Source organism: Neolewinella marina (assembly GCF_002631205.1).
GTDB classification, from domain to species: domain Bacteria; phylum Bacteroidota; class Bacteroidia; order Chitinophagales; family Saprospiraceae; genus Neolewinella; species Neolewinella marina.
This window is the reverse complement of sequence record NZ_PDLO01000001.1, coordinates 1,016,619-1,040,472: the sequence shown is the minus strand read 5'-3', so window position 1 is coordinate 1,040,472 and position 23,854 is coordinate 1,016,619. Positions and strand designations below refer to the sequence as shown.

The 23,854-nt window shown below is 63.4% G+C and carries 19 protein-coding genes; 9 read left to right on the top strand and 10 right to left on the bottom strand.

Going from position 1 to position 23,854, the window contains the following annotated elements; all coding sequences use genetic code 11:
* Positions 1-158: 158 nt before the first annotated feature.
* From CGL56_RS04275 to CGL56_RS04265, 3 genes are all read right to left on the bottom strand, one after another.
* A complete protein-coding gene (locus CGL56_RS04275) occupies positions 159-662 on the bottom strand; it encodes a DUF4920 domain-containing protein (RefSeq protein WP_099105239.1) in 504 nt (167 codons plus the stop codon).
* A 15-nt stretch (positions 663-677) separates the two neighbouring features.
* Positions 678-1,079, bottom strand: a complete 402-nt coding sequence (locus CGL56_RS04270) for a hypothetical protein (RefSeq protein ID WP_099105238.1) — start codon at positions 1,077-1,079, stop codon at positions 678-680.
* A 93-nt stretch (positions 1,080-1,172) separates the two neighbouring features.
* On the bottom strand, positions 1,173-3,023 hold the full coding sequence (locus CGL56_RS04265) for an OmpA family protein (RefSeq protein WP_187305569.1): 1,851 nt from the start codon (positions 3,021-3,023) through the stop codon (positions 1,173-1,175).
* A gap of 304 nt (positions 3,024-3,327) precedes the next feature.
* On the opposite strand from CGL56_RS04265, the gene CGL56_RS04260 reads away from it, so the two are divergent.
* The 4 genes from CGL56_RS04260 to CGL56_RS04245 are packed head-to-tail and all read left to right on the top strand — an operon-like array spanning position 3,328 to position 6,289.
* Entirely contained in the window at positions 3,328-4,239 is a 912-nt protein-coding gene (locus CGL56_RS04260) for a septum formation inhibitor Maf (RefSeq protein WP_143470600.1), read from the top strand.
* Positions 4,240-4,288: 49 nt separating this feature from the next.
* The gene (locus CGL56_RS04255; RefSeq protein WP_099105235.1) at positions 4,289-5,035 is read left to right on the top strand and encodes a phosphatase PAP2 family protein; all 747 of its coding nucleotides are present in this window, start codon (positions 4,289-4,291) and stop codon (positions 5,033-5,035) included.
* Positions 5,036-5,043: 8 nt separating this feature from the next.
* Entirely contained in the window at positions 5,044-5,976 is a 933-nt protein-coding gene (locus CGL56_RS04250) for a DnaJ C-terminal domain-containing protein (RefSeq protein WP_099105234.1), read from the top strand.
* Between the two features lie 22 nt (positions 5,977-5,998).
* Complete coding sequence (locus CGL56_RS04245) at positions 5,999-6,289, top strand: chaperone modulator CbpM (protein WP_099105233.1); 291 nt, start codon at positions 5,999-6,001, stop codon at positions 6,287-6,289.
* Here the strand turns inward: CGL56_RS04245 and CGL56_RS04240 are convergent.
* Complete coding sequence (locus tag CGL56_RS04240; protein WP_099105232.1) at positions 6,286-7,122, bottom strand: O-methyltransferase; 837 nt, start codon at positions 7,120-7,122, stop codon at positions 6,286-6,288. The two genes, CGL56_RS04245 and CGL56_RS04240, sit on opposite strands and share 4 nt — an antisense overlap.
* A 103-nt stretch (positions 7,123-7,225) precedes the next feature.
* Between CGL56_RS04240 and CGL56_RS04235 the strand changes: the two genes are divergently transcribed.
* Together CGL56_RS04235 and CGL56_RS04230 are read left to right on the top strand one after the other, a co-directional pair.
* Positions 7,226-7,738 (top strand): GreA/GreB family elongation factor, encoded by a 513-nt coding sequence (locus CGL56_RS04235; protein ID WP_099105231.1) that lies wholly within the window; start codon positions 7,226-7,228, stop codon positions 7,736-7,738.
* 77 nt (positions 7,739-7,815) lie between these two features.
* Complete coding sequence (locus CGL56_RS04230) at positions 7,816-9,600, top strand: DUF885 domain-containing protein (protein ID WP_099105522.1); 1,785 nt, start codon at positions 7,816-7,818, stop codon at positions 9,598-9,600.
* Position 9,601: 1 nt separating this feature from the next.
* On the opposite strand, the gene CGL56_RS04225 is transcribed toward CGL56_RS04230, so the two are convergent.
* Together CGL56_RS04225 and CGL56_RS04220 are read right to left on the bottom strand one after the other, a co-directional pair.
* Positions 9,602-12,757 carry a WD40/YVTN/BNR-like repeat-containing protein gene (locus CGL56_RS04225; protein WP_099105230.1) on the bottom strand — a complete coding sequence of 1,052 codons (3,156 nt, stop codon included), beginning with the start codon at positions 12,755-12,757 and terminating at the stop codon, positions 9,602-9,604.
* An 80-nt stretch (positions 12,758-12,837) separates the two neighbouring features.
* Positions 12,838-13,368: a YdeI/OmpD-associated family protein gene (locus CGL56_RS04220; protein WP_099105229.1), complete on the bottom strand. Its 531-nt coding sequence runs from the start codon at positions 13,366-13,368 to the stop codon at positions 12,838-12,840.
* Between the two features lie 123 nt (positions 13,369-13,491).
* Here CGL56_RS04220 and CGL56_RS04215 point away from each other — a divergent pair, with 123 nt between their 5' ends.
* A complete protein-coding gene (locus tag CGL56_RS04215) occupies positions 13,492-14,010 on the top strand; it encodes a DUF6155 family protein (protein ID WP_099105228.1) in 519 nt (172 codons plus the stop codon).
* On the opposite strand, the gene CGL56_RS04210 is transcribed toward CGL56_RS04215, so the two are convergent.
* A complete protein-coding gene (locus tag CGL56_RS04210; RefSeq protein WP_099105227.1) occupies positions 13,973-14,908 on the bottom strand; it encodes an AraC family transcriptional regulator in 936 nt (311 codons plus the stop codon). The two genes, CGL56_RS04215 and CGL56_RS04210, sit on opposite strands and share 38 nt — an antisense overlap.
* Positions 14,909-15,149: 241 nt before the next feature.
* On the opposite strand from CGL56_RS04210, the gene CGL56_RS04205 reads away from it, so the two are divergent.
* Together CGL56_RS04205 and CGL56_RS04200 are read left to right on the top strand one after the other, a co-directional pair.
* Entirely contained in the window at positions 15,150-16,673 is a 1,524-nt protein-coding gene (locus tag CGL56_RS04205) for an aldehyde dehydrogenase family protein (RefSeq protein WP_099105226.1), read from the top strand.
* Between the two features lie 83 nt (positions 16,674-16,756).
* Positions 16,757-17,095, top strand: a complete 339-nt coding sequence (locus tag CGL56_RS04200; RefSeq protein WP_099105225.1) for a DUF779 domain-containing protein — start codon at positions 16,757-16,759, stop codon at positions 17,093-17,095.
* Between the two features lie 8 nt (positions 17,096-17,103).
* Here CGL56_RS04200 and CGL56_RS04195 read toward each other — a convergent pair whose 3' ends face one another.
* From CGL56_RS04195 to CGL56_RS04185, 3 genes are all read right to left on the bottom strand, one after another.
* The gene (locus tag CGL56_RS04195) at positions 17,104-17,580 is read right to left on the bottom strand and encodes a flavodoxin family protein (protein WP_099105224.1); all 477 of its coding nucleotides are present in this window, start codon (positions 17,578-17,580) and stop codon (positions 17,104-17,106) included.
* Position 17,581: 1 nt separating this feature from the next.
* On the bottom strand, positions 17,582-20,857 hold the full coding sequence (ileS, locus tag CGL56_RS04190; RefSeq protein ID WP_099105223.1) for an isoleucine--tRNA ligase: 3,276 nt from the start codon (positions 20,855-20,857) through the stop codon (positions 17,582-17,584).
* Between the two features lie 383 nt (positions 20,858-21,240).
* On the bottom strand, positions 21,241-23,670 hold the full coding sequence (locus tag CGL56_RS04185; RefSeq protein WP_099105222.1) for a helix-turn-helix domain-containing protein: 2,430 nt from the start codon (positions 23,668-23,670) through the stop codon (positions 21,241-21,243).
* Positions 23,671-23,854 lie beyond the last annotated feature (184 nt).

Below are 23,854 nucleotides of genomic sequence, written 5' to 3'. Positions count from 1 at the left end.
ATAGCTACTGTTATTAATGGGTGGCGGTGGGCGCCGCTCTTACTCGCCTACTAGCTATCAAATGCCGTGCCAAAAATATAATCAACTGATTAACAGTTAATTACAAATCGGGTGCTGTTTTCCGGATGTACTAAATGTAGCTTGGTGACTAAATACAATCATTCCCCCGCAGAATCCTCATTTGAACCGCCGGGGAGGTAGACACCGTCCGCCAAAAAGCGGAGTTCACGGCGGGGCGCATCGATGGCGGCCACCTCTTCTGCCGGGCGGCCGGCGTCCTCGGCCAGGTGCCGCAGTTCGTCCACGGCCACGGTTTCGTAGTAGGCCTGTCCCTGCATGATCACCTGCTGTCCGTCAATGTCCTTGGGTACGAAAAAGCCGTAGTCGCGGAAGCGGACGGTCATCCGGGTGCCGGAACCGGCGTCCACCGTCATCCAGCACCCCTTGGCCTGGCACACCTCGGCTACGGTGCCGGTGAGGGTGAGCTGGACAGTGTCTTCCAGCTGATCGGTGGTGTAGGTACCTAAAACAGATTCGGCCGACAGGGGACTGTCGGCCGAAAATGGGGCACCAAAATATTCCCCTGCAGGTTCGGGGGTGGAGGATGCGCAGCCCGCCAGCAGGCAGAGGGCGGCGGTAAGGGGAATCAGGAGGTACCGCATAATAATAAGGTTAGCTTATTGGTAGGCCACCAGGTCGGTGATGTAGCTGCCCGCGTAGCCGGCCGATTCGAGTTCGGTCTGCAGGGCCACGGCGTCTTCGCGGTTGACGAAGCTTTGCCGGCTTTCGATCACCCATACCTGCTCACAGGGGCGGTAGCGGGCCACCAGGGTGGGGTGGAAGGGGTATTCGGCCGGGTCGGTGTAGCGCAGGATGGCTACCTGTACCTTGTATTCCTTGGTGGGGGTGGTGCCGAATTTCGGCAGGGAGGGGGCCGCCTCTCCACCGGGAACGCCGGACTTGCCGTAGGTATCGGGGGCCTCTTCGCAGTAGGACGGCTTGGGCGCGGGGGCGGCGTCCTGGGCAAAGGCAGTGTGGGCGCCGAAGAAGAAGATCAGGAGAAGGGTCAGGTAACGCATATAGAAACGGATAATCGGTGGAGAATTGGGTCGCTGGTGTGAATGAGGATAATGATAAGTTACGGGCAAAAGTTCGGATACGGGCGCTCCGATCTACCGCATCCTGATCTCCAGGTCCACTTTCCGGTTGGCCCGGCGGTCCCGGCCTCCCGGGATTTCTCCCCGCCCGCTCACCCGGATTAATTCCGCCGGGATGCCCTGCTCCTGCAGGTAGCGGGCCACGGCCCCGGCCCGCCGCTCACTCAGTTTCAGGTTATAGGCATTGGTGCCGGTTTCGTCGGTGTAGCCGCTGATGACCACCTCGCTGATCCGGTCGGGATCCAGCCCGTCCAGCAGTTGGCGTAGGGCAGTAGTTGCCGCGGCGTCCAGTTCGTGGGATTCGAAGGCGAACAGCACCCGGAGTTCCTGGGTATCGCGCTTTTCGGGCTCGGCAGCGGGTGCCGGGGGCGGCGCGGGAGGCCGCGGCGCCGCGGGTTTGGTCAGCCGCAGGTCGATCCGGAAGGGTTGGCGGTTGTCCCAGGCGGGGATGGGGAAGCTACGCGCGTAGGGCAGATAATTGGCGTGGTCCACTTGCAGGGGCAGCGACTGGTCCGGCGGGGCGCAGATGAAGAAGCGGCCGGCGTAGTTCGTCCGGAATACATCCCCCGCCCCGGTGACTACCTCCTGCTCGGTAATCGGGGTGCCGGAGAGGCTGTCGGTCACGTAGCCGGATACGTAGGTGACCTCGCGGCCGGTAAGCTCCTCGTTGAGGGTGAACTGGTAGATGTCCAGGCCGCCCGCCCCGCCGGGCCGGTTGCTGGCAAAGAAGCCCGTTCGGCCTTCGGCTGATAGGTGGAAGCCCAGTTCCCTAGCCGGACTGTTGAGCGGCGGGCCCAGGTTGACGGCCGGTGACCAGCGCTCCGACTGCCGGTTCCAGCGGCTGAAGTAGATGTCCTGGTCGCCGAGCCCGCCGTGCCCCATACTGGAAAAATAGAGCGTCTCGCCGTCGTTGCTCAGGAAGGGGGCCTCTTCGTCCAGGGGGGTATTGACCCCGGCGCCGAGGTTGACCGGCTCCGACCAGCTGCCGTCGTCCCGTCGGTAACTGCTGTACAGGTCGCTGCCCCCGATGCCCCCGGGGCGGGTACTGGCGAAGAACAGCTGGCGACCATCGCAGCTGATGGCGGCCTGGCTGTCCCAGGTACTGGAATTCAGGTAGTCGGGCAGCCGGGCGGTGTGCTGGATGCGGCCGTCGATCAGGACGCCACTGTGGATGTCGCAGCTGCCCCCACTCTCCATCTCGTGGCACAGGGTGAAGAAGATCGTCTCCCCGTCCCGGACCAGGGTGCACATCCCCTCGGGTTGCTGGGTGTTGAAGTGGCCGAAGCGGGAAGTGGAATAGTCGCCCTGCGGCCCACGGCGCTTTCCCTGGATCAGGTCTTCGTCGCCGTCGCGGGCCTGGCGGGTAAAGAGCAGGCCCGTAAGGTCGTTGGTAAAAAAGGGGAAGTAGTCGTTGAGGGGGGTGTTGATCTGGGGGCCGAGGCGCGCAAGGGCCGAAGCGTTGCCGTAGTTGAGGCTGTCGCTCAGGATGCGGGCGGCCAGCAACCGCTGGTCGAGGGTGGTCTCGAGGATGTTCTTCTCGGTGCCGGCCTCCTGCTCACCGGTGAGGCCGTAGTTGCCGATGGGGCGGCCCTGGAGGTTCCGGAAGCGCTCCAGGTAGTCGAGGGCGCGGCGGGGTTGACCGGCGCGGAGGTATACGTCGCCGATGTGGTAATAGAGCAGCCGGGAAAAGGTGGAGTCGCGACGCACCACCTCCAGATAAGCGTCGAGGGCCGCGGCGTGGTCACCCTCCAGGTCACAGGCTACGCCGAGGAGCCGCCGGGCGGGGAGGAAGTCGGGGTCGCGCCTGACGGCCTGGTCGAGGGATTTCCTGGCCCGTTTCGGGTGGCCATCCAGCAACTGCTGCACACCCCGGTCAAAAGCGGCAACGGCTCTGTCGCGCGCAGTGGTTTCCTGGGCAAAAACCGCTCCGCCCACGAACAAGAAGAGGAGGATCGGTATTAGATGTGCGGTCCGCATCGTGTAAAGGGACTAGACGATACGTTTACAAAAAGCTTGGGCTCCGTCGTCAGACGGAGCCGCAAGTACAATGAGTGCATTAGTAAACTATCGACGCTAATGTAGATACTTTTTTACACATCCACCCCGCCCGTTCGCTCTGCGGATGCGCGGGGTGCTTCGTTTGCGGCGATGCCTCCAAGATTTCGATGATATGAGAATGTTACTTGCTTTACTGCTGGGAATGGGCTGCGCAGCCTGCAATTCCCCCCGCGGTTCCGAGGATCCGGCACCCGCGTCCGCGCCCTCGGTATTTTCGGGCGAACTGAGCGATTACTGGTACCAGGGGGAGGCCGAACTGAACGTCTATGACCTGGAACAGGCCCGCTACGGAGAACTGCGGGAAGGGCAGGCGGTCCTCATCCAGGTGACGGAACCCTTCCTGGCCGGCCGACAGGTGAAGGACGAGGGGCACAATACCGAAGCAGGGGGCTCCACCACGGTGCTCAAAACGAACCTGATCCGCCGCTTCGTGACCGGCATCTACGACTACTCGGTCATGACTTCCGTGTTCACCCCCACCGACGGGCAGGCTTTCCCGCGTACCCTGAAGGTGACCACGAGCTCCCAGGACTGGTGCGGACAGAGCTATACCCAGCTCAACCATACCGGTGGGGAGGCCTGGCGGATGGAACTGCGCAGCTACTTCGAGCGGGAAGGGGACCAGACGGAATCCCTTGCTGCCGACTTCCTCGAGGACGAGGTATTCAACCGCATCCGCATCGGGGGAGAGCTGCCCGAGGGGAGGTTCAGCGTCATCCCGGCCACGGGCTACCTGCTCATGACCCACCAGCCCTATACGGCCAGCCCGGCGGAGGCCACGAACACCGCCCAGGGCGACAGCCTGCGGACCTACACCCTGGCCTTCTCGGAGCTGAAGCGCACCCTGGAGGTGACCTACGAGGCGGCACCCCCTTACACCATCCGCGGGTGGAAGGAAACCTACCCCAGCGGCGACCAGCTCCTGACCACCACGGCTACCCTGAGCAGCCAGCGGACGGAGCCCTACTGGTCGCAGAACGCCAACGCCAACCTGCCGCTGCGGGCCGAGTTGGGCTTGCAGTAGCACAAACCGGGGCCTGCATCGTTGTCCTCCTCACAAGGTCAATAAATCTATGTACAGGATAATTACTCAACTACTCCTGGTGCTGGCGCTCCTCGTGGGCCAGGTATTGCCGGGGCAGGGTCTGCAACCGTATAATCCGAGCAATACCACCAACGCCGTCCTGCTGGGGCTGGGCGGTACCCTGACCACCACCTCCATCATGCTGGATCGGAGGGTTACGGGGCTCACCGAAGAGGATATTTCCATTCTGGAGATCAACAAGATCCCCGGTATTGACCGCTATTCGACCCGCAACCTGTCGCTGCTGGCTGACGAAGCCACCGACAAGCTGCTGCTGGCCAGTTTCGCCAGCCCCTTCTTCCTGCTCATGGACCGCCCCGGGCGGGAGAACTTTGATGAGATGGCCCTGATCGTCTTCGAGGGAGCCATGATCAACTCCGGCCTCATCAACCTGACCAAGGTGCTGGTGCGCCGGCCCCGCCCCTACAACTACAACCTGGACGCTCCCCTGGACACCAAGCTGAAGAAGTCGAGCCGCTACTCCTTCTTCAGTGGCCACAGCGCCACCACGGCCTACTTCAGCATCACCACCGCCAAGCTTTACAACGACCTTTACCCCCAGAGCAAGGCCAAACCCTACGTCTGGCTCGGGGCAGCCCTGCTGCCGGCGGCGGTGAGTTACGGACGGATGCGGGCCGGCCGCCACTTTTTCACCGACGTACTCGTAGGCTCGGCGGTTGGCACCATAATTGCAATAGCGGTACCGTCCCTCCACCGCGGGGGAGCTGAAAACTAAGTTCGACCATGGCACAGTTCATCGATTACTACCAGACCCTCGGCGTCGACAAATCGGCGGACGAGAAGCAACTGAAAAAGGCCTACCGCAAGCTGGCCCGCAAGTATCACCCCGACATAGCGCCCGACGACGCCCAGGCCGAGCAGCGCTTCAAGGCGGTCAACGAAGCCTACGCCGTACTGTCCGACCCCGAAAAGCGGGCCAAATACGATAAGTACGGCAAGGACTGGGAGCACGCCGAAGCCTTCGAGCAGGCCCGGCAACAGCGCGGATCGGCCGGGGGCGGCGGTGGTGCCGGCTTCGGGGGTTTCGGCGGCGATCCCTTCGGGGGGCAGTACACCTACACCACCGGGGGAGACGGTGCGGACTTCTCCGACTTTTTCCGCGACATGTTCGGCGGGGGCGCGGGTGCCGGGTTCGGCGGCCAACGCCGGGCCTTCCGTGGCCGCGACATCGAAGCCGAGTTGCGGGTGCAGATGAGCGATATACTCCAGGACAACAAGCAGGTGCTGACGGTGAACGGCAAGCAGCTGCGGGTCACCATCCCCGCCGGGGTGGAGGAGGGGCAGACCCTGCGGCTGCGCGGACAGGGCAGTCCGGGAGCGGGTGGGGGACCAGCCGGTGACCTCTACATCACCTTCCGGGTGGACGTACCCGCCGACTACCGCCGGGAAGGGGCCGATCTGTACAAGACCGTGGAGGTGGACCTCTACACCATGCTGCTCGGCGGCAAGATCACGGTGGATACCCCGACCGGTGCGGTCTCCGTGCCCGTCAGTGCAACCACCGCCAACAACACCCGCGTCCGCCTGAAGGGCAAGGGACTGCCGCGGTACAAGAGTAGCGGCCACGGCGACCTCTACCTTGACCTGGTGGCCCGGCTTCCCACCAGCCTTTCCGCCGATGAAAAGGAAGCCTTCACCCGCCTGGCCCGCCGCTAGGCGCCCATAAATCAAAGCGATCATGAAACCAGGAGTAGGCTACATCACCATCCAACAATTCTGCACCTTCCACCGCTGCGAGACGATCGTGGTGGAAGAGTTCATCGAACAGGGCATCTGCGAAGCGCAGCGGCAGCAGGAAATCGTGCTGATCCCCGAACACCAGGTTCCCCGTATCGAACGCGCGCTGCGGTTGCGCAACGACCTGGGCGTGAACTCGGCGGGCATCGACATCATCCTGCGGCTGCTCGACCGTCTCGAGCGCCAGCGTCACCGGCGGGTGGAAGACTGGGGCGATTTCGAGCTGGGCTAGAAGAAGCCCACCCGCCAGGGCTTGAACCGCGTACGGATCAGGGCGAGGTGGGGCCCCCTCAATTCCGGCCGGAGAAAGAGGATCCCAAAGTGGTATACGTCCACCGATGCGGTTACCCGGGGGTGGGCCTTGAGTTCCGCCCAGGCCGTTTCCATACCTGGCGACCAGTGGATGTCGGCCACCACGATCACGCTCTCGTCGGTCGCCGTCGCCAGCAGGCGGTTTACGTAGTCCAGCGTCGGGGCGTGGCGGTGGTCGCCGTCCAGGAAAGCGAGGAGTCGGGCGGGGGCGGGGGGCAGTTCTCGCTCCAGCCAGTCGGCAAAGGTTGCGGTGGAGGCCCGGAGTTGGGAGGAAGCCCGGGCGCGCTCGAAGGTGGTCCGGGCCAGCGCCGCAACTTCCGGATTGCCCTCTACGGTGTACAGTGGCGTGCGGCGGTCGGCCAGGTGGAGGTAGAGGGTGGAGAGGCCCGCGTTGGTGCCCAATTCGACGATGCGCTCGGGGCGCGCCCAGAGCGTCAGGCGGAAAAGGAAGCGGCCGCAGCGGTCGTTGATGGCGTTGCTGCTGACCAGACTGGCCGCGGAGCGGGCGGTGGACGAAGTGGTACGGCTGGGGGCGCCGAGTTGCCGCAGCCCGACGCGCTGCTGCTGTCCCCGCCAATAGGCACGGATGGACTTCACGACGGTAAAGCCGTGATAATCGCGGTCGTCGCGGTACACCTCGCGTACGAACCCGCTCAGGAAGGGGGAGTGCACGTCGTATCGCGTTCCCGCGCGGGCGTACCAGCGCAGGGCGGAGATCAGGCGGAAAATCCAGTACCGGAGGCGATCGCTCATCGGGTGCAATGATAGGCAAATTGGGCCCGCCCGTGACGCCGGGCCACCCCCGCCCGCGAAACCTGACCCGTCCGCCGGCCGTTCCCTTGAAAAAGCATCTAATATGTCCCGCGGCTTCGTCAAGGAATCAGATCAGGAAGAACTTCCCATTATCCCGCCCCGCTCCCCGCTGCCCCCCGGTGAGACGAATTACGTAACTCCGGCAGGCCTGCGCGCCTTGGAGGAGGAGCGCGCGCGGCTGGAAGCGGAAAAGCAGGACCTGCCCGGCGACAACGAAGACGAGCGCCGGCGGGCCGCCACCGTTATCGATGGCAAGCTCAACCTCCTGAACCAGCGTATTGCTTCCGCCCGGGTGCTGGAACCCGCCGATCAGCCCCAGGACGAGGTGCGCTTCGGGGCCCGCGTCAAAGTCCGCCAGCAACCCGGCAACCGCGTACAGGAGTTCCGGATCGTGGGGGTCGACGAGGCCAACGTCAGGGAGAAAAAGATCAGCTTCACGGCGCCCATCGCCCGGGCCATCACCGGCCTCAGGGTGGGGGAGACGGCCGATTTCCGACTCGGCAATGAACTCCGCAAACTGACGGTGCTGGACATAAGCTACACGACGACGGAGTGAGCGACCGGCCCCGGCATTTATCCCGTTTCCCGGCACCTGCGCGCCCGCCCTATATTAGGCCCTCCTAACGGATGCTCATGAAACAATTCCTCCCCCTCGCCCTCCTGTTCCTCCTGCTGATTACCGGCTGTAGCGAAGATCCCCCCGCCGCGGCCACCCCCGACGAAGCCGTCGGGGCCGAGTTCGCCGAACTGCTGGAAAACTACCAGGAAGCGCGGCTGCAACTGAACCCCCTGGAAGCCACCTACCTCGGCGACGACCGCTACAACGACCGGATGCCCAACCTGCTTTCCCAGGATTACAAGGCCGAGAGTCGCGGGTTCTACCAGGACTTCCTACGCCGCCTGGGGGGCATCAACCGCCGCGCCCTGGACCCCACCGACCAGGTGAGCTACGACGTGCTGGAGTGGGAGCTCAATATGGCCCTGCAGGGGGCCGATTTCGCTACCGAACTGCTGCCCCTGGATCAGTTCAGCGGCATCCACCTGGCCTTTGGTCAGTTGGCCAGCGGTGAGGGGGCCCAGCCCTTCCGGACGGTGGAAGACTACGACAACTGGCTGGCGCGGGTAGACGATTTCGCCACGATGATGGACACCGCCCGGGTAAACCTGGAACGGGGTGCCGCCAAGGGCTACGTGCTGCCGCGGGCCCTGGCCCTGAAGCTGCTGCCCCAGCTGGAAAGCCTGGCGGCCGAGCCCCTGGAGGACCACCTCTTCTACAGCCCCGCCACGATGATCCCGGATACCTTCCCTACGGAGGAACGGGAAAGGCTGCAGGGCGCTTTCCGGGGCATGGTGGGGCAGCGGATCATTCCGTTATTCACCAACCTGACCCAGTACGTGCGCGATGAATATTTGCCCCAGACCCGGGAAAGCAGCGGCATCGCCGAGATCCCCCGCGGCAAGGCCTACTACGATTACCTCATCAAGCTGTATACGACCACCGACATGTCGGCCGAAGAGATCCACGAACTCGGCCTGAGCGAAGTCGCCCGGCTGCGGTCGGAGATGGAGAAGGTGAAGCAGGAAGTCGGCTTCGAGGGCGACCTCCAGGCCTTCTTCGATTACGTGCGCACGAAGCCGGAGCTTATGCCCTTCGACAGCCCGGATGAGGTGATCGCCAACTTCAACGACATCTACGACCGGATGAAGCCGCAGCTGGAGAAGCTGTTCAACAAGGTGCCCAAGACCGAGTTCGAGGTGCGCCGTACCGAGGCCTTCCGCGAGGCCAGCGCTTCAGCCGAGTACAATCCGGGAAGCCAGGACGGTAGCCGCCCGGGCATCTTTTACGTGCCCATCCCCAAGGTGGAGGAGTACAATACCTTCAGCGACGAGGACCTCTTCCTCCACGAAGCCATTCCCGGCCACCACTATCAGATCAGCCTGACGCAGGAGAACGAGGCGCTGCCCGACTTCCGCCGCAACCTCTGGTACAGCGCCTACGGCGAGGGCTGGGCGCTGTACTGCGAGAGCCTCGGCAAGGAGCTGGGCCTCTACGAGGACCCCTACCAGTACTTCGGCATGCTGAGCGCGGAAATGCACCGGGCCATCCGGCTGGTTGTCGACACCGGCATCCACAGCAAGGGGTGGAGCCGGGAACAGGCCATCCAGTACAGCCTGGAGAACGAAGCGGAGAGCGAAGCCAGCATCATCGCGGAGATCGAACGCTACATGGCCATACCCGGCCAGGCCCTGAGCTACAAGGTCGGCCAGCTGAAAATTCTCGAATTGCGGGCCCGCGCCGAAGCGGAGCTGGGCAACGATTTCGACATCCGGGCCTTCCACGACCTGGTCCTGGAGGGCGGCTGCCTGCCCCTCAACGTACTCGAGCGGAAGGTGGACGAATGGATCGAGGCGGCCTAGGTTACCGCCGGGTCTCCTCCGCAGCGGGGGGTACGATGACCGCCGGCAGGTTGAGCTCGCGGTAGCGGGCGTTGAAGGCCGCCACGTCCTCGGCCACGATGCGGTCCAGTACCTGGCGGTACCGCTGCCAGTCGGCCGTCAGTTCCTCGAGGCGCCGTTGGGCGCCTTCGGTCACGACGGGAACGGCACCGTCCACCCGGCTCTTCAGGTCCATCAGTTCGGCGTTGAGGCGGTTGGGGAAGTTGATGACGTCCTGGAAGGTCTTCTGGTCCGGCTGGATGAGGTTTTCCTCCCATTCCGTAATCCGTTTTACGATTTCCTCTCCCTGGGCGATCAGGTTATCGGTGCCCGAGACTTCTTTAAGGCTGTTGTTGAGGGCCCGGACCTGCTCGCGTACGCGGCGCATGCGGTTGACCGAATGGTGTATGTCGCGGACGGTGGCTTCGGCGGTGGTCAGCAACTCTTGCTGGGCGGCGTAGGCGGACGCCGGCGTGGACAGGTTGGGGTCGGGGAGCAGTTCGGCGTTGGTCCTGACGGTGTCGCCGTCGGTGGACAGCCGCAGGGTATAGGTGCCCGGTCCTACAAGGCTACCGCGGTAGTCGCCCAGGACGAAGATGCCGTCGACGGCGGGCAGGGTAGCGCGGCGCAGGTCCCAGTTGAACCGGTTCAAGCCGGCCTTGGCGGGCAGGGCGGAGGCGGCCGGCGGGCCGCCGGGCCAGCTTTTGGCCTTGGCCAGCTGGTTGGTGTAGCTGCGGATCACCTCACCGGCGGGGTTGAGTACCTCCAGCGTGAGCCGGGTGCTGTCGGCAACGGAATGCAGGTAATAATCGAAAATGATGCCGCTGGCCGGGTTTTGCCCCTCGTCCCCTGGGGCGGAGGACGGAGTGGAAAAGTTGTAGCGGTAAGTGGGTTTGGGCTGGAAGATGGTCAGCGCCTCCGGCATTTTCCCGCCCGTCTGCTGGAGGGCGCTGAGGTCGTCCAGGATCCAAAAGGCCCGTCCGGAAGTAGCCACGACCAGGTCGTTGTCGCGGGTGGTCAGGTCGAGGATCGGTGCGTCGGGGAGGTTGAGGCGGGGCTTTTCCCAGCTGCTTCCACCGTTAAAGGACAGGTAGAGCCCCCGCTCGGTGCCGGCATAGAGCAGGCCGGGGCGTTTGGGATCCTCGCGGATGACGCGCACGAATTCCTCCTCGCCGAAGCCCTGGTCGATCCGCTGCCAGCTCCTTCCGTAGTCGGTGGTCTTGTACGCCTCGGGGGTGAAGTCGTTGAATTTGTAGTTCATCACCGCCAGGTAGGCGGTGGCGGGGTCGTGGGGCGACACTTCGATGGCGTTGACGAGCTTTTCGCCCAGGTTGCGGGGGGTGATCTCCTGCCAGTCGCCGCCTTCGTTGCGGGTGAGCCACACGCGGCCGTCGTCGGTGCCCACCCAGAGCTCACCGGCCCGGTGGGGGCTGGCCACCAGGTAGCTGATGGTGCCGTAGATCTCGCCCCCGGCGCCTTCGTTGGTGAAGGGGCCGCCGCCGTCGACCAGTTTGGTGGTATCGTTGCGGGTGAGGTCAGGGCTGATCTCCCGCCAGCTGCGGCCCAGGTCGGTGGACTTCAGGACGTGGTTGCCGGCGTGGTAGAAGGTGCTGGGGTCCTGGGGCTGGGCCACGATGGGGGCGTTCCAGTTAAAGCGGTACTTCATTTCGGCGGGCGGGGTAGCCAATCCGGCCACGGGGTAGGCCATTACGTCCACTTCCGTGCCGGTTTCCCCGTCGTAGACGGAGATGTTGCCCTGGTAGCTGCCGCCCATCACGTAGCGGGGGTTGTCGGGGTCAAAGGCCAGGAAGGCGCTTTCCCCGCCGGCGGTGGGGTGCCAGTCGGCATCGCCGATACCCCGGCCCCGGCTGCGGCTGGCGATGTCCACGGTGCTGTTGTCCTGCTGCCCACCGTAGACGCGGTAGGGCATCTGGTTGTCGGTGATCACCCGGTAGAATTGGGCGGTGGGCTGGTTGTTCTGGGTACTCCAGCTTTTGCCGCCGTTGAAGGTGATGGTGGCTCCGCCGTCGTTACCCAGAATCATATTATCCGGGTTGTCGGGATTGATCCACAGGTCGTGCTGGTCGCCGTGGCCCACCGGAATGGTGGAGAAGGAGGCCCCGCCGTCGATGGAGCGGAGTACGGGGGCGTTCAGTACGTACACCTCGTTGGCGTCGGCGGGGTCGGCGAAGATTTCGATGTAGTACCAGGCCCGGGCTACCGTTACGCGGTCGCTGCTGACCTGTTTCCAGTTTTTGCCGCCGTCGTCGCTACGGTAGACGCCGCCCCGCTCACCGGCGGCTTCCAGGTTGGCGTATACGCGGTCGGGGTTGGCGGGGCTGACCGAGACGGCCACCTTGCCCAGGGTGTCAGGGAGGCCTTCGGTGAGGCGGTTCCAGCTGTTGCCGCCGTCGGTGGATTTGTACAGTCCGCTGCCCGGGCCACCGCTGCGGACGGTCCAGGGGTAGCGGCGGTGGTCCCACATGCCGGCGTAGAGGATGCGCGGATTGGTGGGGTCCATGCTCAGGTCGGCGGCCCCGGTGGTGGCGTCCACGTAGAACAACCGCTCCCAGTGCTGCCCACCGTCGGTACTGCGGTAGATGCCGCGGTCCTCGCTGTCACCGTGGACGGCCCCCTGCACCGCTACGTAGACATGGTCGGGGTTGTGGGGATGGACCACAATTTCAGCGATGTGGCGGCTGTTCCGGAGGCCGAGGTGTTGCCAGGTGGCCCCGGCGTCGGTGGAGCGGTACACCCCGTCGCCGGCCGAGGTCATGACGCCCCGCACGGCGTGCTCGCCGGTGCCGGCGTAGATTACGTTGGGGTCGCTCGGGGCTACGGTGAGTGCCCCGATAGAGCCGGTATTCAGCTGGCCGTCGGAGATGTTACGCCAGCTCATGCCGGCATCGTCGCTGCGGTAGATGCCGCCGCCTACGCCCCCGAAGTAGTAGCGCATGGGGTGGCCGGGTACGCCGGTGACGGCGTTACTGCGCCCACCGCGGAAGGGCCCGATGTTGCGGAACTCCAGGCTGGCAAACCGGTCGCTGCGGCTGGTATCGGCGGCGCCCTGTCCGCTCAGTTGAGAAGTGAACAGGGGGAAGATCAGGAGGCAGGCAATTAGCGTGGCGAGCTTGTTCATATGTTGGATTTGGATCCAATATAACCCACCCGGGGCGTCGGAGCGCGGGTGCCGCGGATTTCCCCGAATGGCCGGACGGGCTAGCGGTTGTCGGCCTTGATCCAGGCGTTCAGTTCCCGGTAGTCGAGCTTGCCGTTGACCGCCTTCAGGTACTCGTGGATCTGAACGGCCTTTTTGGCGCGGGAGTCGGGGCGTTTCAGTTTGTCGATGAGCAGGAGGAGGTTGCGTTGCTTGCCGGGGGTGAGGGTGTGGAAGACCTCTCGGGCTTCGGGGTCGATTTCCCAGAGTTCCGCCGCCTCCGCGGGTAGGGGGGTGCCGTAGTCGCTGTCGTCTGGGGTGAGGTGGATGGTGACATCTTCACCGTCCGCCAGTCCGAACTGCTTCTTCACCTCCTGGCTGATGAGCAGGATGTAGTCGCCGTGGCCATCGGGCATCAGTCCGCGGTGAATCACACCTTCACCGTTGATCCGGCAGACCACCCGGTTGGCGTTGTGGGGGCGGTCGAGGATCTCCCGGACGGCCGCGGCGGGAATCTTCAGCACGTTGAAGTAGACGGCACCGTACTCGGTACCATCGTTGGCGGTGGTGAGGGGCAGGGTGAGGGTAGGCATACGGAAAGATAGGGAGGCTGGTCCATGCTAAAGTGGTCGGACGACTATAGTCGTCCGACCACTTTAGCATGGACGACTTAGTCGTCTATGGATTGAGGCATGGACGAGCTTACCTTAAGGCCCATGAAACGGGATTTCAACAAATACATCAACCACCTTACCGAGGAGGAATTGCGGGAGGAACTCGAGCGCCTCTACGGCCGGTTTCCGGTACTGCGGGAGTATTACCGTATGGAGCTCGGCGACCCGAAAGTGGTCATCGACAAGTACAAGGATGCCCTCCGCAAGGTGTTCTTTCCGGCCCGCGGACGGGGAAAGCGCGGCCGCTCACAGTCGCGCAAGATCATCAAGAAATTTGCCGAGGTATCCATCCACCCCAAGGACCTGGTGGAACTCCACTTCTACCGCGCGGAACTGATGGCCGAGTACCTCGGCGCCCGCCGGGTAGACAGCGAGGCCTACCACGACAGCACCGTCAAGGCCTTTCAGGAAGCCTGTGAGCTGGCTGAGCGGGAGGTGCTGCTGGATTACTTCGCCGAGGGTGCCCGGCTGCTGGCGGAATTGTTCGAACGCGAGCGCCGCGACCACCGCTACAGCTTTTACCCTACTTACCGGCAGTACTGGGACGGCCGGCCGGAGTAGTCCGCTCCGATTGATAGACGCCCGGACTTTTGCCAAAATGCTCTCCAAATTGCCGGGTGAAGTAGCTGACGCTGTTGAATCCGCAGCGCAGGGCCACCTCCCGGATACTCCGTGAGGGGTCCAGCAGCAGGCTCGCCGCGAGCTTGAGCCGCTCCTGGTTGATGAATTCCACGGGGGAGCAGTCCAGTTCCTGGCGGAAGGCCCGGTAGAAGGCAGATTCACTCATGCAGGCCAGTCGGCTGAGGCGGGCCACCGTGAGCTTTTCGTCCAGGTGGTTGCGCACGTAGTTCACCACGACGGCGAGGGGATTATCGGCCGGCCGTTGCCCGTCGGGAATGCGGAGGAGCTGCTGGCGGGATTCCGACTGAAGGACGCGGATGAGCAACTCCCGCAGGTGCATCTGGACGAACAGGTCCTTGGAGGGGTGGTCCTCCGCGCAGAGAAAGACGAGCCGCTGCAGGAGCTGGGTGATCGCCGGCTGCTGGGTGAAGTGGAAGTTGTAGTCGGTGGCTGACCACTCCGCTCCGTCGGTGCGGGGGCGTTGCTCGTTCAGGAACTGCACCACCTGATTCACCTCCCCGTCGTCGATGGCCAGGGCGAGGCACTTGGTCGGTTGCCGCTCGGTGGCGTCGGGAAAGTCAATCACCATTCGCTCTCCGGCGGGCAGGAGGATCGATTCGCCGGGCAGGAAGGCGAAGCCCGGTTCGTTGCGCAGGTGCATGATCTTGCGGCCGCGGATCATGCTGGCCAGTACCGGCTGGTCGAAGCGAAGTTCCACCGCCGCCGCCGATGCGTGGGTCTCAAAAAGGTTCAATTCAAGTGACTCCAGGCAGTAAGTGGTACGGTTTTCTACCAGCGTCTGGAGGGAGGAAGAGCGAAGGTGGTCGGTCTGCATCATGGCGTTCAAACATACGGAACTATTGTCTTTGTATGGTTGAACAAGCATTATTATATTGGGTGGGCGGAGCGGGTGGGAATAGAATTGTAGCATCCTGCAATGGCAAAGCAGAATAGTGCAAGGCCCGCGGGAGGCTCCGGCTTACTTTGGAGGACACCAATACCACCCGGCGCCCCCGGTCTTCCCCCGGCACCCGCGCGCCGCCGCCCTTCTCACCCTTATGTAACCATACCCATCGATCATGAGCACTACCGCAACCCACACCTCCGACACCCTCACCCGCCCGAAGTTCAAGGACCAGTACGAGAACTACATCGGCGGTGAATGGGTGGCCCCCGTCAACGGCGAATACTTCGACAACGTTTCTCCCGTAGACGGGCAGAGCTTCACCCGCGTCCCCCGGTCCACCAAGGAGGACATCGACAAGGCCGTGGCCGCCGCCTGGAAGGCCGCCGAGCACTGGAACAACACCTCCGCCACCGAACGCAGCAACCTCCTGCTGAAGATCGCCAACATCATCGAGGAGAACCTCGAGGACCTGGCCCGGGCCGAAACCTGGGACAACGGCAAGGCCCTGCGGGAAACCCGGGCCGCCGACCTGCCGCTGGCCATCGACCATTTCCGCTACTTCGCCAGCGTGATCCGCGCCGAGGAGGGTGGGGTAGCCGAGCTGAACAGCGACACCGTTTCTATGAACGTCTGGGAACCCCTGGGCGTGGTCGGGCAGATCATCCCCTGGAACTTCCCCCTGCTGATGGCCGCCTGGAAAGTTGCCCCCGCCCTGGCCGCCGGAAACTGCATCGTACTGAAGCCCGCCGAACAGACACCGGTCGGTATCCTGCTGCTGATGGAACTGATCGAGGGCGTACTGCCCCCCGGCGTGCTGAACATCGTGAACGGTTTTGGCGTCGAAGCCGGCAAACCCCTGGCCAGCCACCCCGACATCTGCAAGGTGGCCTTCACCGGTGAAACCACCACCGGACAGCTGATCATGCAGTACGCCAGCAAGAACATCATTCCCGTCACCCTGGAGCTCGGAGGCAAAAGCCCGAACGTCTTCATGAAGAGCGTCATGGACGCCGACGACGAGTTCTTCGACAAGTGCCTGGAAGGAGCCGCCATGTTCGCCCTGAACCAGGGCGAGGTGTGCACCTGCCCCAGCCGCCTGCTGGTCCACGAAGAGATCTACGACCGGTTCATGGAGCGCTTCATCGAGCGGGTGGAAAGCATCAAGATGGGCCACCCCCTGGACCCGGACACCATGATGGGCGCCCAGGCCAGCAACGACCAGTACGAAAAGATCCTGAAGTACATCAAGATCGGCAAGGAGGAAGGCTGCGAGGTCCTTACCGGCGGCAAGGCGGCCCACGTCGACAGCCTCTCCGGCGGATTCTACATCCAGCCCACCGTGCTGAAGGGCAACAACAAGATGCGGGTCTTCCAGGAGGAGATCTTCGGACCGGTGCTGTGCGTCACCACCTTCAAGGATGAGGCCGAGGCCATCGAGATCGCCAACGATACCCTATACGGGCTGGGAGCGGGGCTCTGGACGCGCGACATGCACGAAGCCTACACCGTGGCCCGCAAGATCAAGGCCGGCCGCGTGTGGGTAAACTGTTACCACGATTACCCCGCCCACGCCCCCTTCGGCGGCTATAAGAAATCGGGCATCGGCCGTGAGAACCACAAGATGATGCTCGACCACTACCGGCAGACCAAGAACATGCTGATCAGTTACAGCAAGTCGGCCCTCGGCTTTTTCTAATCACTAACCCTGATGGTAGCCATCTGATGCGGGCCGGCCGGTATGCTTACCGCGCCGGCCCCTTTCATTAAACCCTCCACCTAATGCCCAAAGTAGACCTCACGGACCGGGCGCGGGAAGTCATCGACACCCTGCGCGAAAAACACGGCCCCCTCATGTTCCACCAGAGTGGCGGTTGCTGCGATGGCTCCTCGCCCATGTGTTTCCCAGAAGGGGAACTGTTCATCGACGACAACGACATCCTGCTGGGAGAGGTCCACGGCTGCCCCTTCTATATGTCGAAATTCCAGTACGAATACTGGAAGCACACTCACCTGACGCTGGACGTCACCGAGGGGCGGGGGGCCAGCTTCTCGGCGGAAATTCCCCTGGGGCTGCGCTTCGTGATCGATTCCCGCCTCCTGACGGAGGCGGACAACTGACCCCGGCCCTACTTCACCTCCAGCAACTCCACCCGGGAACCGCGCACCCAGGCGTGGTGCTCCGGGCCGTAGGGCATGCCGAGGTAGTCGGCCGTCAGCCGGAAGGGCTCGTAGAAGCCCGGATTGACGGTGGCGTCACCGGAGCACGACAATACCCCGAGTTCCTTGCCCCGCAGGCGGCGGCCCAGGTCCTTGTGGTAGGTGAGCAGGTCGGTGAAGCGGTCGAGGAACTGCTTCATGGGGCCGCTCATGCTGTACCAGTATACGGGGCTGGCCAGGATCAGGCGGTCGTAGATGACCACCCGCTTGATCATCGACAGGAAGGCGTCGTCGATGGGGTAGTCGTTCCCGTAATCGAAGGGCGCGATCCGGTGGTCGAGGAGGTTGATGATCTTGCCTCCCATACTGTCCTTCAGGCTGCGCGCGGCCAGGGCGGTATTGCCGTCGGCCCGGGCACTGCCCATTACAATCAGCGTCTTGGCCATCTTAGCGGGAAATCGCGGCTACGGCGGTGAGGGAGACCCGGACCGTGTGGTCGCCGGGCAGTTCCATGTCTTCGGCGTCGACTGATTCGGTGAAATCCAGGCTGTCGGCCAGGGTTTCCTCCATCAGGTAGTTGCGGTGGGCCGCTACGGCTTCCCGGACCGCCTCCGGCGCGCTCAGGCGGATGTCGATGCGGTCGGTGACTTCCAGTCCGGTGTCCTTGCGCAGGTTCTGGATGCGGCTGACGAGCTCCCGGGCCAGCCCTTCGCGGGCGAGTTCCGGGGTGACGTTCACGTCGAGGGCAATGGTAAGCTCTCCGTCGCTGGCCACTTTCCAGCCGGGGATGTCTTCGGTGATGATGTCGACCTCCGCGGTGGAAATTTCTACGGTTTCACCCCCGAGGTTGAGGGGGAAGCTGCCCTGGCTTTCCAGTTCGTTGATCTGGTCGGTGGTCATGGCGCCGATGGCGGCGGCGGCGGCCTTCATCTGCTTGCCCAGGCGCTTGCCGAGCACCTTGAAGTTGGGCTTGATGGTCTTTTTGAGGAAGCCGTCGTCGGTCAGAAATTCCACCTCCTTGATGTTGGTTTCGGCCTGGATGATGTGGGCTACGTCAGCCACGCGGCGGCGGAATTCCTGGTCGAGGGCGGGAATGAGGATCTTCTGCAGGGGCTGGCGCACCCGCAGTTTTTCCCGCTTGCGCAGGCTCAGCACCAGGGAGGAGATGCGCTGGGCGTAGGCCATGCGGCGCTCCAGGTCCTCATCGATGCGCCGCTCATCGGCGGCCTGCAGGATGGTCAGGTGGACGGAGGGCTGCCGCTGCTCGCTTCCCGCCTGGTTTTCCGGGGCAGCGGGGTGCAGGTTCCGGAACAGCCAGTCGGCAAAGAAGGGGGCCACCGGCGACATCAGCTGGGCGATCTGCTTCAGACAGGTGTAGAGCGTCTGGTAGGCGGCCCGCTTGTCGGTGGTCATCTCTCCCCGCCAGAACCGCCGGCGACTTTGGCGGACGTACCAGTTGCTAAGTTCGTCGTTCACGAAGCCCTCGATGGCCCGGCAGGCCGGGGTGGCGTCGTAGGCGGCCAGGTGGCTGCTCACCTCCCGCGTCAGGCTGTTGAGGCGGCTGAGTACCCAACGGTCGATCTCGGCCAGGTCGCCGTCCGCGACGGCCTCATCGCGGCTGGGGTCGTAACCGTCGATGTTGGCGTAGAGGGCAAAGAATCCGTAGGTGTTGAACAGGGTGCCGAAGAAGCGGCGCTGCACCTCCCGGATGCCCTCCAGGTCGAACTTGAGGTTGTCCCAGGGGGCGCTGTTGCTGATCATGTACCAACGGGTGGCGTCGGCCCCGTAGGTGTCGATGGTAAGGAAGGGATCCACGGCGTTGCCGAGGCGCTTGGACATTTTCTTGCCCTCCTTGTCCAGGACCAGGCCGTTGGATACCACGTTCTTGAAGGCCACGGAGTCGAAGACCATGGTGGCGATGGCGTGAAGGGTGTAGAACCAGCCACGCGTCTGGTCAACGCCCTCGGCGATGAAGTCAGCCGGGAAGGAGCGCTGGAACACCTCCTCGTTCTCGAAGGGGTAGTGGAACTGGGCGTAGGGCATGCTGCCGGAATCGAACCAGACGTCGATCAGGTCCAGTTCGCGCCGCAGCTCACGGCCGTTCTTCCACAGCACCACCTCGTCGATGTAGGGGCGGTGGAGGTCCTGGGGAACTTCCTGCTCGAGGCCGAGCTCGCGATTGGCGAGGGCTACCTGCTCCTCCAGTTCGGCTACCGAGCCGATGAAGACTTCTTCCTGGCCGTCCTCGCTGCGCCAGATGGGCAGGGGGATGCCCCAGTAGCGGCTGCGGCTGAGGTTCCAGTCCTGGAGGTTCTCCAGCCACTTGCCGAAGCGGCCTTCCCCGGTGCTGGCGGGCTGCCAGTTGATGGTCCGGTTCAGTTCCTGCATCCGTTCCTTCACGGCGCTGGCCTTGATGAACCAGCTGTCGAGGGGGTAGTAGAGCACCGGCTTGTCGGTGCGCCAGCAGTGGGGGTAGCTGTGGTTGTATTTGGCCACGTTGAAGGCGAGGCCACGTTTTTTCAGGTGGACGGCGATGTCGACGTTCACGTCGACGTAGTCCTCCTCGTCCTTGTAATTCTTGACGTACCGCCCGGCGAAGGGGCCGGCCTCTTCGGTAAATCGTCCGGTCTTGTCTACCAGGGTAAGCGAACCGATTCCGTTGGCCTTGCCAACCTGCATGTCGTCGGCACCAAAGCTGGGGGCCGTATGCACGATGCCCGTACCCGCCTCCGTGGTCACGAAATCTCCGGGAATGACACGGAAGGCGTCGCCGTCGGTGGGTACGGCACCCGGCAGCAACTGCTCGTACCGGAGCCCTACGAGTTCGCTGCCCTTGAAGGGAGCGCTCCTGGCCTCCACGGTGGGCTGGTTATTTCCGCCGAACCACTCGTCGACGAGGGCCTCGGCGAGGACGACCTCGATAGGCTCTTTGGTGTATGGGTTGGTGGTGGTTACCCGGACGTAGTCAATGTCGGGCCCCACGGCCAGGGCGGTGTTGCTCGGCAGCGTCCAGGGAGTGGTGGTCCAGGCGATGAGGTACAGGGGGGCGTCGGAGCTTACGGCTTCCTTGCCGCTGCCGGCCACGACCTTGAACATGGCCACCACGGTGGTATCCGTGACGTCCTGGTAGGCCCCCGGCATATTCAGTTCGTGGGAGCTGAGTCCGGTGCCGGCGGCGGGGCTGTAGGGCTGTATGGTGTAGCCTTTATAGATAAGCCCCTTGTCGTAAATCTGTTTGAGGAGCCACCACACCGACTCCATGTACTCCCGCTCGTAGGTGATGTATGGGTTCTCCAGGTCGACCCAGTAGCCCATCTTGCGGGTGATCTCGTCCCAGCGGTCCTTGAACCGCATGACTGTTTCCCGGCAGGCACGGTTGTAGTCGTCCACGCTGATCTTCGTACCGATGTCCTCCTTGGTGATGCCGAGTTCGGACTCCACCTTGAGTTCGATCGGCAGGCCGTGGGTGTCCCAGCCGCCCTTGCGCTCTACCCGCTTGCCCTGCAACGTCTGGTAGCGGCAGAAGACGTCCTTGATCGTACGCGCCATGACGTGGTGGATGCCGGGCTGTCCGTTGGCGCTGGGTGGACCTTCGTAGAAGACGAAGGTGTTGTCGGTGGGGCGTTCCTCGATGCTGCGCCGGAAAATGTCGTGCTCCTCCCAGAAGGAGAGGATGGCTTGGTCGATGGCGGGCAGGTCGAGGGTTTTATACTCCTGGTACATAGGGAGAAAAGATTGCGGGGCAAAAATAAAAAAGCTCCGATGGGGCGGGTCCGTCGGAGCTTTCAGTACGTCATGCGGCGATAGCATTCCTACGGACAACCCGGGCCGTCAATAATTATACTGCCGATCATGCTGCGTACGGTCATGGCTGCAAAGGTAAGGAAATGCCGGGGGCTTGGGCTCACTACGGGTTTACCGGCTGAAGTTGCCGGGAAAGTGAAAAAAAAGTTGTCAGTTTCCTTGCTGGTGATTAAATTTAAATTACCTTAACGGTACGGAATGGCGGTAGATAATCCTGCCTGCCTTTCGAAGAATTAGTTTTCATTTGGTTTTTTGGGGTTATTGGGAGGCAACTTGTTGCCTCTTTTTTTTGTCCCTGCCCCTCATCCGAGCTGCCGCGCGGCCATCCCGATGCGGATCTCCCCGTAATCGTAAGCCTGCTCGAAGTGGTCGTAGATCTCCCGCAGGGGCTGATCTTCCGTCGTGGTGGTGAGGTAGTCCACCAGTTCTTTCAGCCGTTTTTTCTCCATCACCTCCGTCGGGGCCAGCTCGCCCCGTTCGATCCAGTGCGCGAGGTGGCCATAGATCGTGCTTTCCGAAAGCTTGCGGGCGGCGGCAATCTCCGCCACGCTTTTCCCTTCCCGCGTGAGTTGCAGGGTGACCAGGCGGGTATCCTCCTTCTGTAGTTTGGATTTGGCGGCCTGCCCCCGGCTTACGGGTTCCGCCCGACTGCGGGCGTAGGCGTCGATCAGGTCGAGCAGCTCCTTGCCGTAGGTTTCCAGCGACCGCGGCCCGAAGCCGGGAACGGCCAGCAGGCTCCGCTCGTTGGCGGGCAGGAAATTGCTGATGCTCAGCAACACCGTATTGTGGAGGATGCGGTAGGGGGGCAGGCCGGAGGCCTCCGCCACCCGGTTCCGCCACTGGGCCAGCTGGGCGTACAGCTCCGGATGGGCGGTCTCCGTGGAGGACAGCACCGTGGTGGTTCTTTTCGTCTGCTGCCGCTCGAAGTCCAGGGTCGCGTCGGCCCGGGCCCGCTGGTAACCGTCGGGGTCGAAGCCGTCCCGCACCACCTTGAACGTCCGCAGCTTGATGGCCAGCTCCCGGGCGGCCGACTTGAGGCGATCCGAGACCGTTTCGTACACTTTCTGGTTGTCCGACATGAACGACAACTGCCCCAGGTCGGCGTAGACCGATTCCAGGAGGGGCAGCAGATAGGCGCCGGCTTTCTTGAGTCGACCGGCCAGCTCCGGATGATCCGCCGGCAGCTCCGCATCGCCGGCGTAGGCACGCAGTTGCCCGCGGAAACTCCTACAAAGCCGGATGACCTCCTCTTCCAGCCGCTTACGCAACTCCCGGGTCTGGGCCAGCCCTTCGCCCTGAATGGACCGCTCGTGTTCGAACAGGGCCCGCTCGAGCAGGGCCATGGCCTGCTCGAGGGCGGTGAAGTCCAGCAATTCCCCCAGGCAGTTCAACTGGTAGCGGCGGCGGTCCTCGCGCAGGTCTTCCGCGGTAGGCACCTCCTCTTCGGCGCGGCTGGAGTAGTCGCGTACCACCCGGTCGGTCTTTACGCTGTGGTCGCCAATCCGGCTGCGGAGCACGATCCCCTCGAAGGTCTTGCACCGGCTCAGGGCCACGTACACCTGACCGTGGGCGAAGGCGTCCGCCGCATCGATGATGACCCGGTCAAAGGTCAGGCCCTGGCTCTTGTGGATGGTGATGGCCCAGGCCAGCCGCAGGGGGTGTTGGGAATAGGTGCCAATGACCTCGTCGTTCACCTCCTTGGTCTTGGCGTTCAGTTCGTACTTCCGGTTTTCCCACTCCACGGGGGTTACCTCAATGGCCTCTTCCTCTCCCGGGCATTCCACGGTGATGAGGTTGCCGGTGATGGCGGTAATGCGGCCGATCTTACCGTTGAAGTAGCGGTGCTCCGCGGTGTCGTTCTTGTTGAACATCACCTGGGCCCCCACCCGGAATTCCAGTTCGGGGTCGTTGGGGTACATGGAGGCCGGAAAGGTGCCCGTCACCTTGGCCTCGAATTTGTGGAGGGGGGCGGAGAGGGTAGCGAGTTGCCGCTCGTTAATGGCGTTGGCCGTCCGGTTGTGAGAGGTCAGGGTGATGTAATCCTCGCCCGCAGCCGGTTGGAACTCCGGTCCCCGGTACCGGCTGTTCAGCTGCGCCAGGGTGGCCGCATCGAGGCGGTCGTGGCGCACCCGGTTCAGGAGTTCGATGAAGGTGGCATCCGACTGGCGATAGATGTGGCGCAGCTGGATGGTGACCACCCCGGCCCGCGCCAGCTCCCGGCTGCCGAAAAAGTAGGGCGTCTCGTAGTCGCCGCGCAACTGCTGCCACTCCTCATCGCGTACCACGGGGGGCAACTGGTGGAGATCGCCGATCATCAGCAGCTGTACCCCACCGAAGGGGCGGTCGTCGGACCGGTACTTGCGCAGCACGGCGCTGAGGGCGTCGAGTACGTCAGCCCGGACCATGCTGATCTCGTCGATGACCAGCAGGTCGAGGCTGCGCAGCACCTCCGCTTTCTTGCGGCTCAGGCGGTGGGTACGCATTTCGGCTTCGATGCGGGCGGCCGTCAGCACGCCGAAGGGCAATTGGAACTGGCTGTGGATGGTCACGCCGCGGGCGTTGATGGCCGCCACCCCCGTGGGTGCCACTACTACCTTGCGCTTTGGCACGCTCTCCCGGATGCGGTGCAGGAAGGTGGTTTTCCCCGTTCCGGCTTTGCCGGTCAGAAAAATGTGGCGGTCGGTCTGGCTGACGTACTGGTGGGCGAGTTCCAGCTCCGGATTGGTAGACATGGGGTGGGGATTGTTTGGACCGCAAGTAAGGGCGGCGGGGCGCAGCTGCCACGTCTGTAAACGTATATAGTCGAATATAAGCGTTTACGAACGCCTGTATTGTCGCAAGTAACTGTTATACAGTGTGTTGTGTTTTGAGGGGCTGGCGGCAAATTACGGCATTATTCTTCGGGCGGGGCCGCGA

Bases quoted from the DNA above. Each gene is read 5' to 3' on its own strand.
- CGL56_RS04255 (WP_099105235.1), top strand. From the start codon at position 4,289: ATGTACAGGATAATTACTCAACTACTCCTGGTGCTGGCGCTCCTCGTG.
- CGL56_RS04200 (WP_099105225.1), top strand. From the start codon at position 16,757: ATGCCCAAAGTAGACCTCACGGACCGGGCGCGGGAAGTCATCGACACC.
- CGL56_RS04250 (WP_099105234.1), top strand. From the start codon at position 5,044: ATGGCACAGTTCATCGATTACTACCAGACCCTCGGCGTCGACAAATCG.
- CGL56_RS04235 (WP_099105231.1), top strand. From the start codon at position 7,226: ATGTCCCGCGGCTTCGTCAAGGAATCAGATCAGGAAGAACTTCCCATT.
- CGL56_RS04220 (WP_099105229.1), bottom strand. From the start codon at position 13,368: ATGCCTACCCTCACCCTGCCCCTCACCACCGCCAACGATGGTACCGAG.
- ileS (WP_099105223.1), bottom strand. From the start codon at position 20,857: ATGTACCAGGAGTATAAAACCCTCGACCTGCCCGCCATCGACCAAGCC.
- CGL56_RS04270 (WP_099105238.1), bottom strand. From the start codon at position 1,079: ATGCGTTACCTGACCCTTCTCCTGATCTTCTTCTTCGGCGCCCACACT.
- CGL56_RS04245 (WP_099105233.1), top strand. From the start codon at position 5,999: ATGAAACCAGGAGTAGGCTACATCACCATCCAACAATTCTGCACCTTC.
- CGL56_RS04225 (WP_099105230.1), bottom strand. From the start codon at position 12,757: ATGAACAAGCTCGCCACGCTAATTGCCTGCCTCCTGATCTTCCCCCTG.
- CGL56_RS04195 (WP_099105224.1), bottom strand. From the start codon at position 17,580: ATGGCCAAGACGCTGATTGTAATGGGCAGTGCCCGGGCCGACGGCAAT.
- CGL56_RS04240 (WP_099105232.1), bottom strand. From the start codon at position 7,122: ATGAGCGATCGCCTCCGGTACTGGATTTTCCGCCTGATCTCCGCCCTG.
- CGL56_RS04230 (WP_099105522.1), top strand. From the start codon at position 7,816: ATGAAACAATTCCTCCCCCTCGCCCTCCTGTTCCTCCTGCTGATTACC.
- CGL56_RS04185 (WP_099105222.1), bottom strand. From the start codon at position 23,670: ATGTCTACCAATCCGGAGCTGGAACTCGCCCACCAGTACGTCAGCCAG.
- CGL56_RS04205 (WP_099105226.1), top strand. From the start codon at position 15,150: ATGAGCACTACCGCAACCCACACCTCCGACACCCTCACCCGCCCGAAG.
- CGL56_RS04210 (WP_099105227.1), bottom strand. From the start codon at position 14,908: ATGATGCAGACCGACCACCTTCGCTCTTCCTCCCTCCAGACGCTGGTA.
- CGL56_RS04215 (WP_099105228.1), top strand. From the start codon at position 13,492: ATGAAACGGGATTTCAACAAATACATCAACCACCTTACCGAGGAGGAA.
- CGL56_RS04260 (WP_143470600.1), top strand. From the start codon at position 3,328: ATGAGAATGTTACTTGCTTTACTGCTGGGAATGGGCTGCGCAGCCTGC.
- CGL56_RS04275 (WP_099105239.1), bottom strand. From the start codon at position 662: ATGCGGTACCTCCTGATTCCCCTTACCGCCGCCCTCTGCCTGCTGGCG.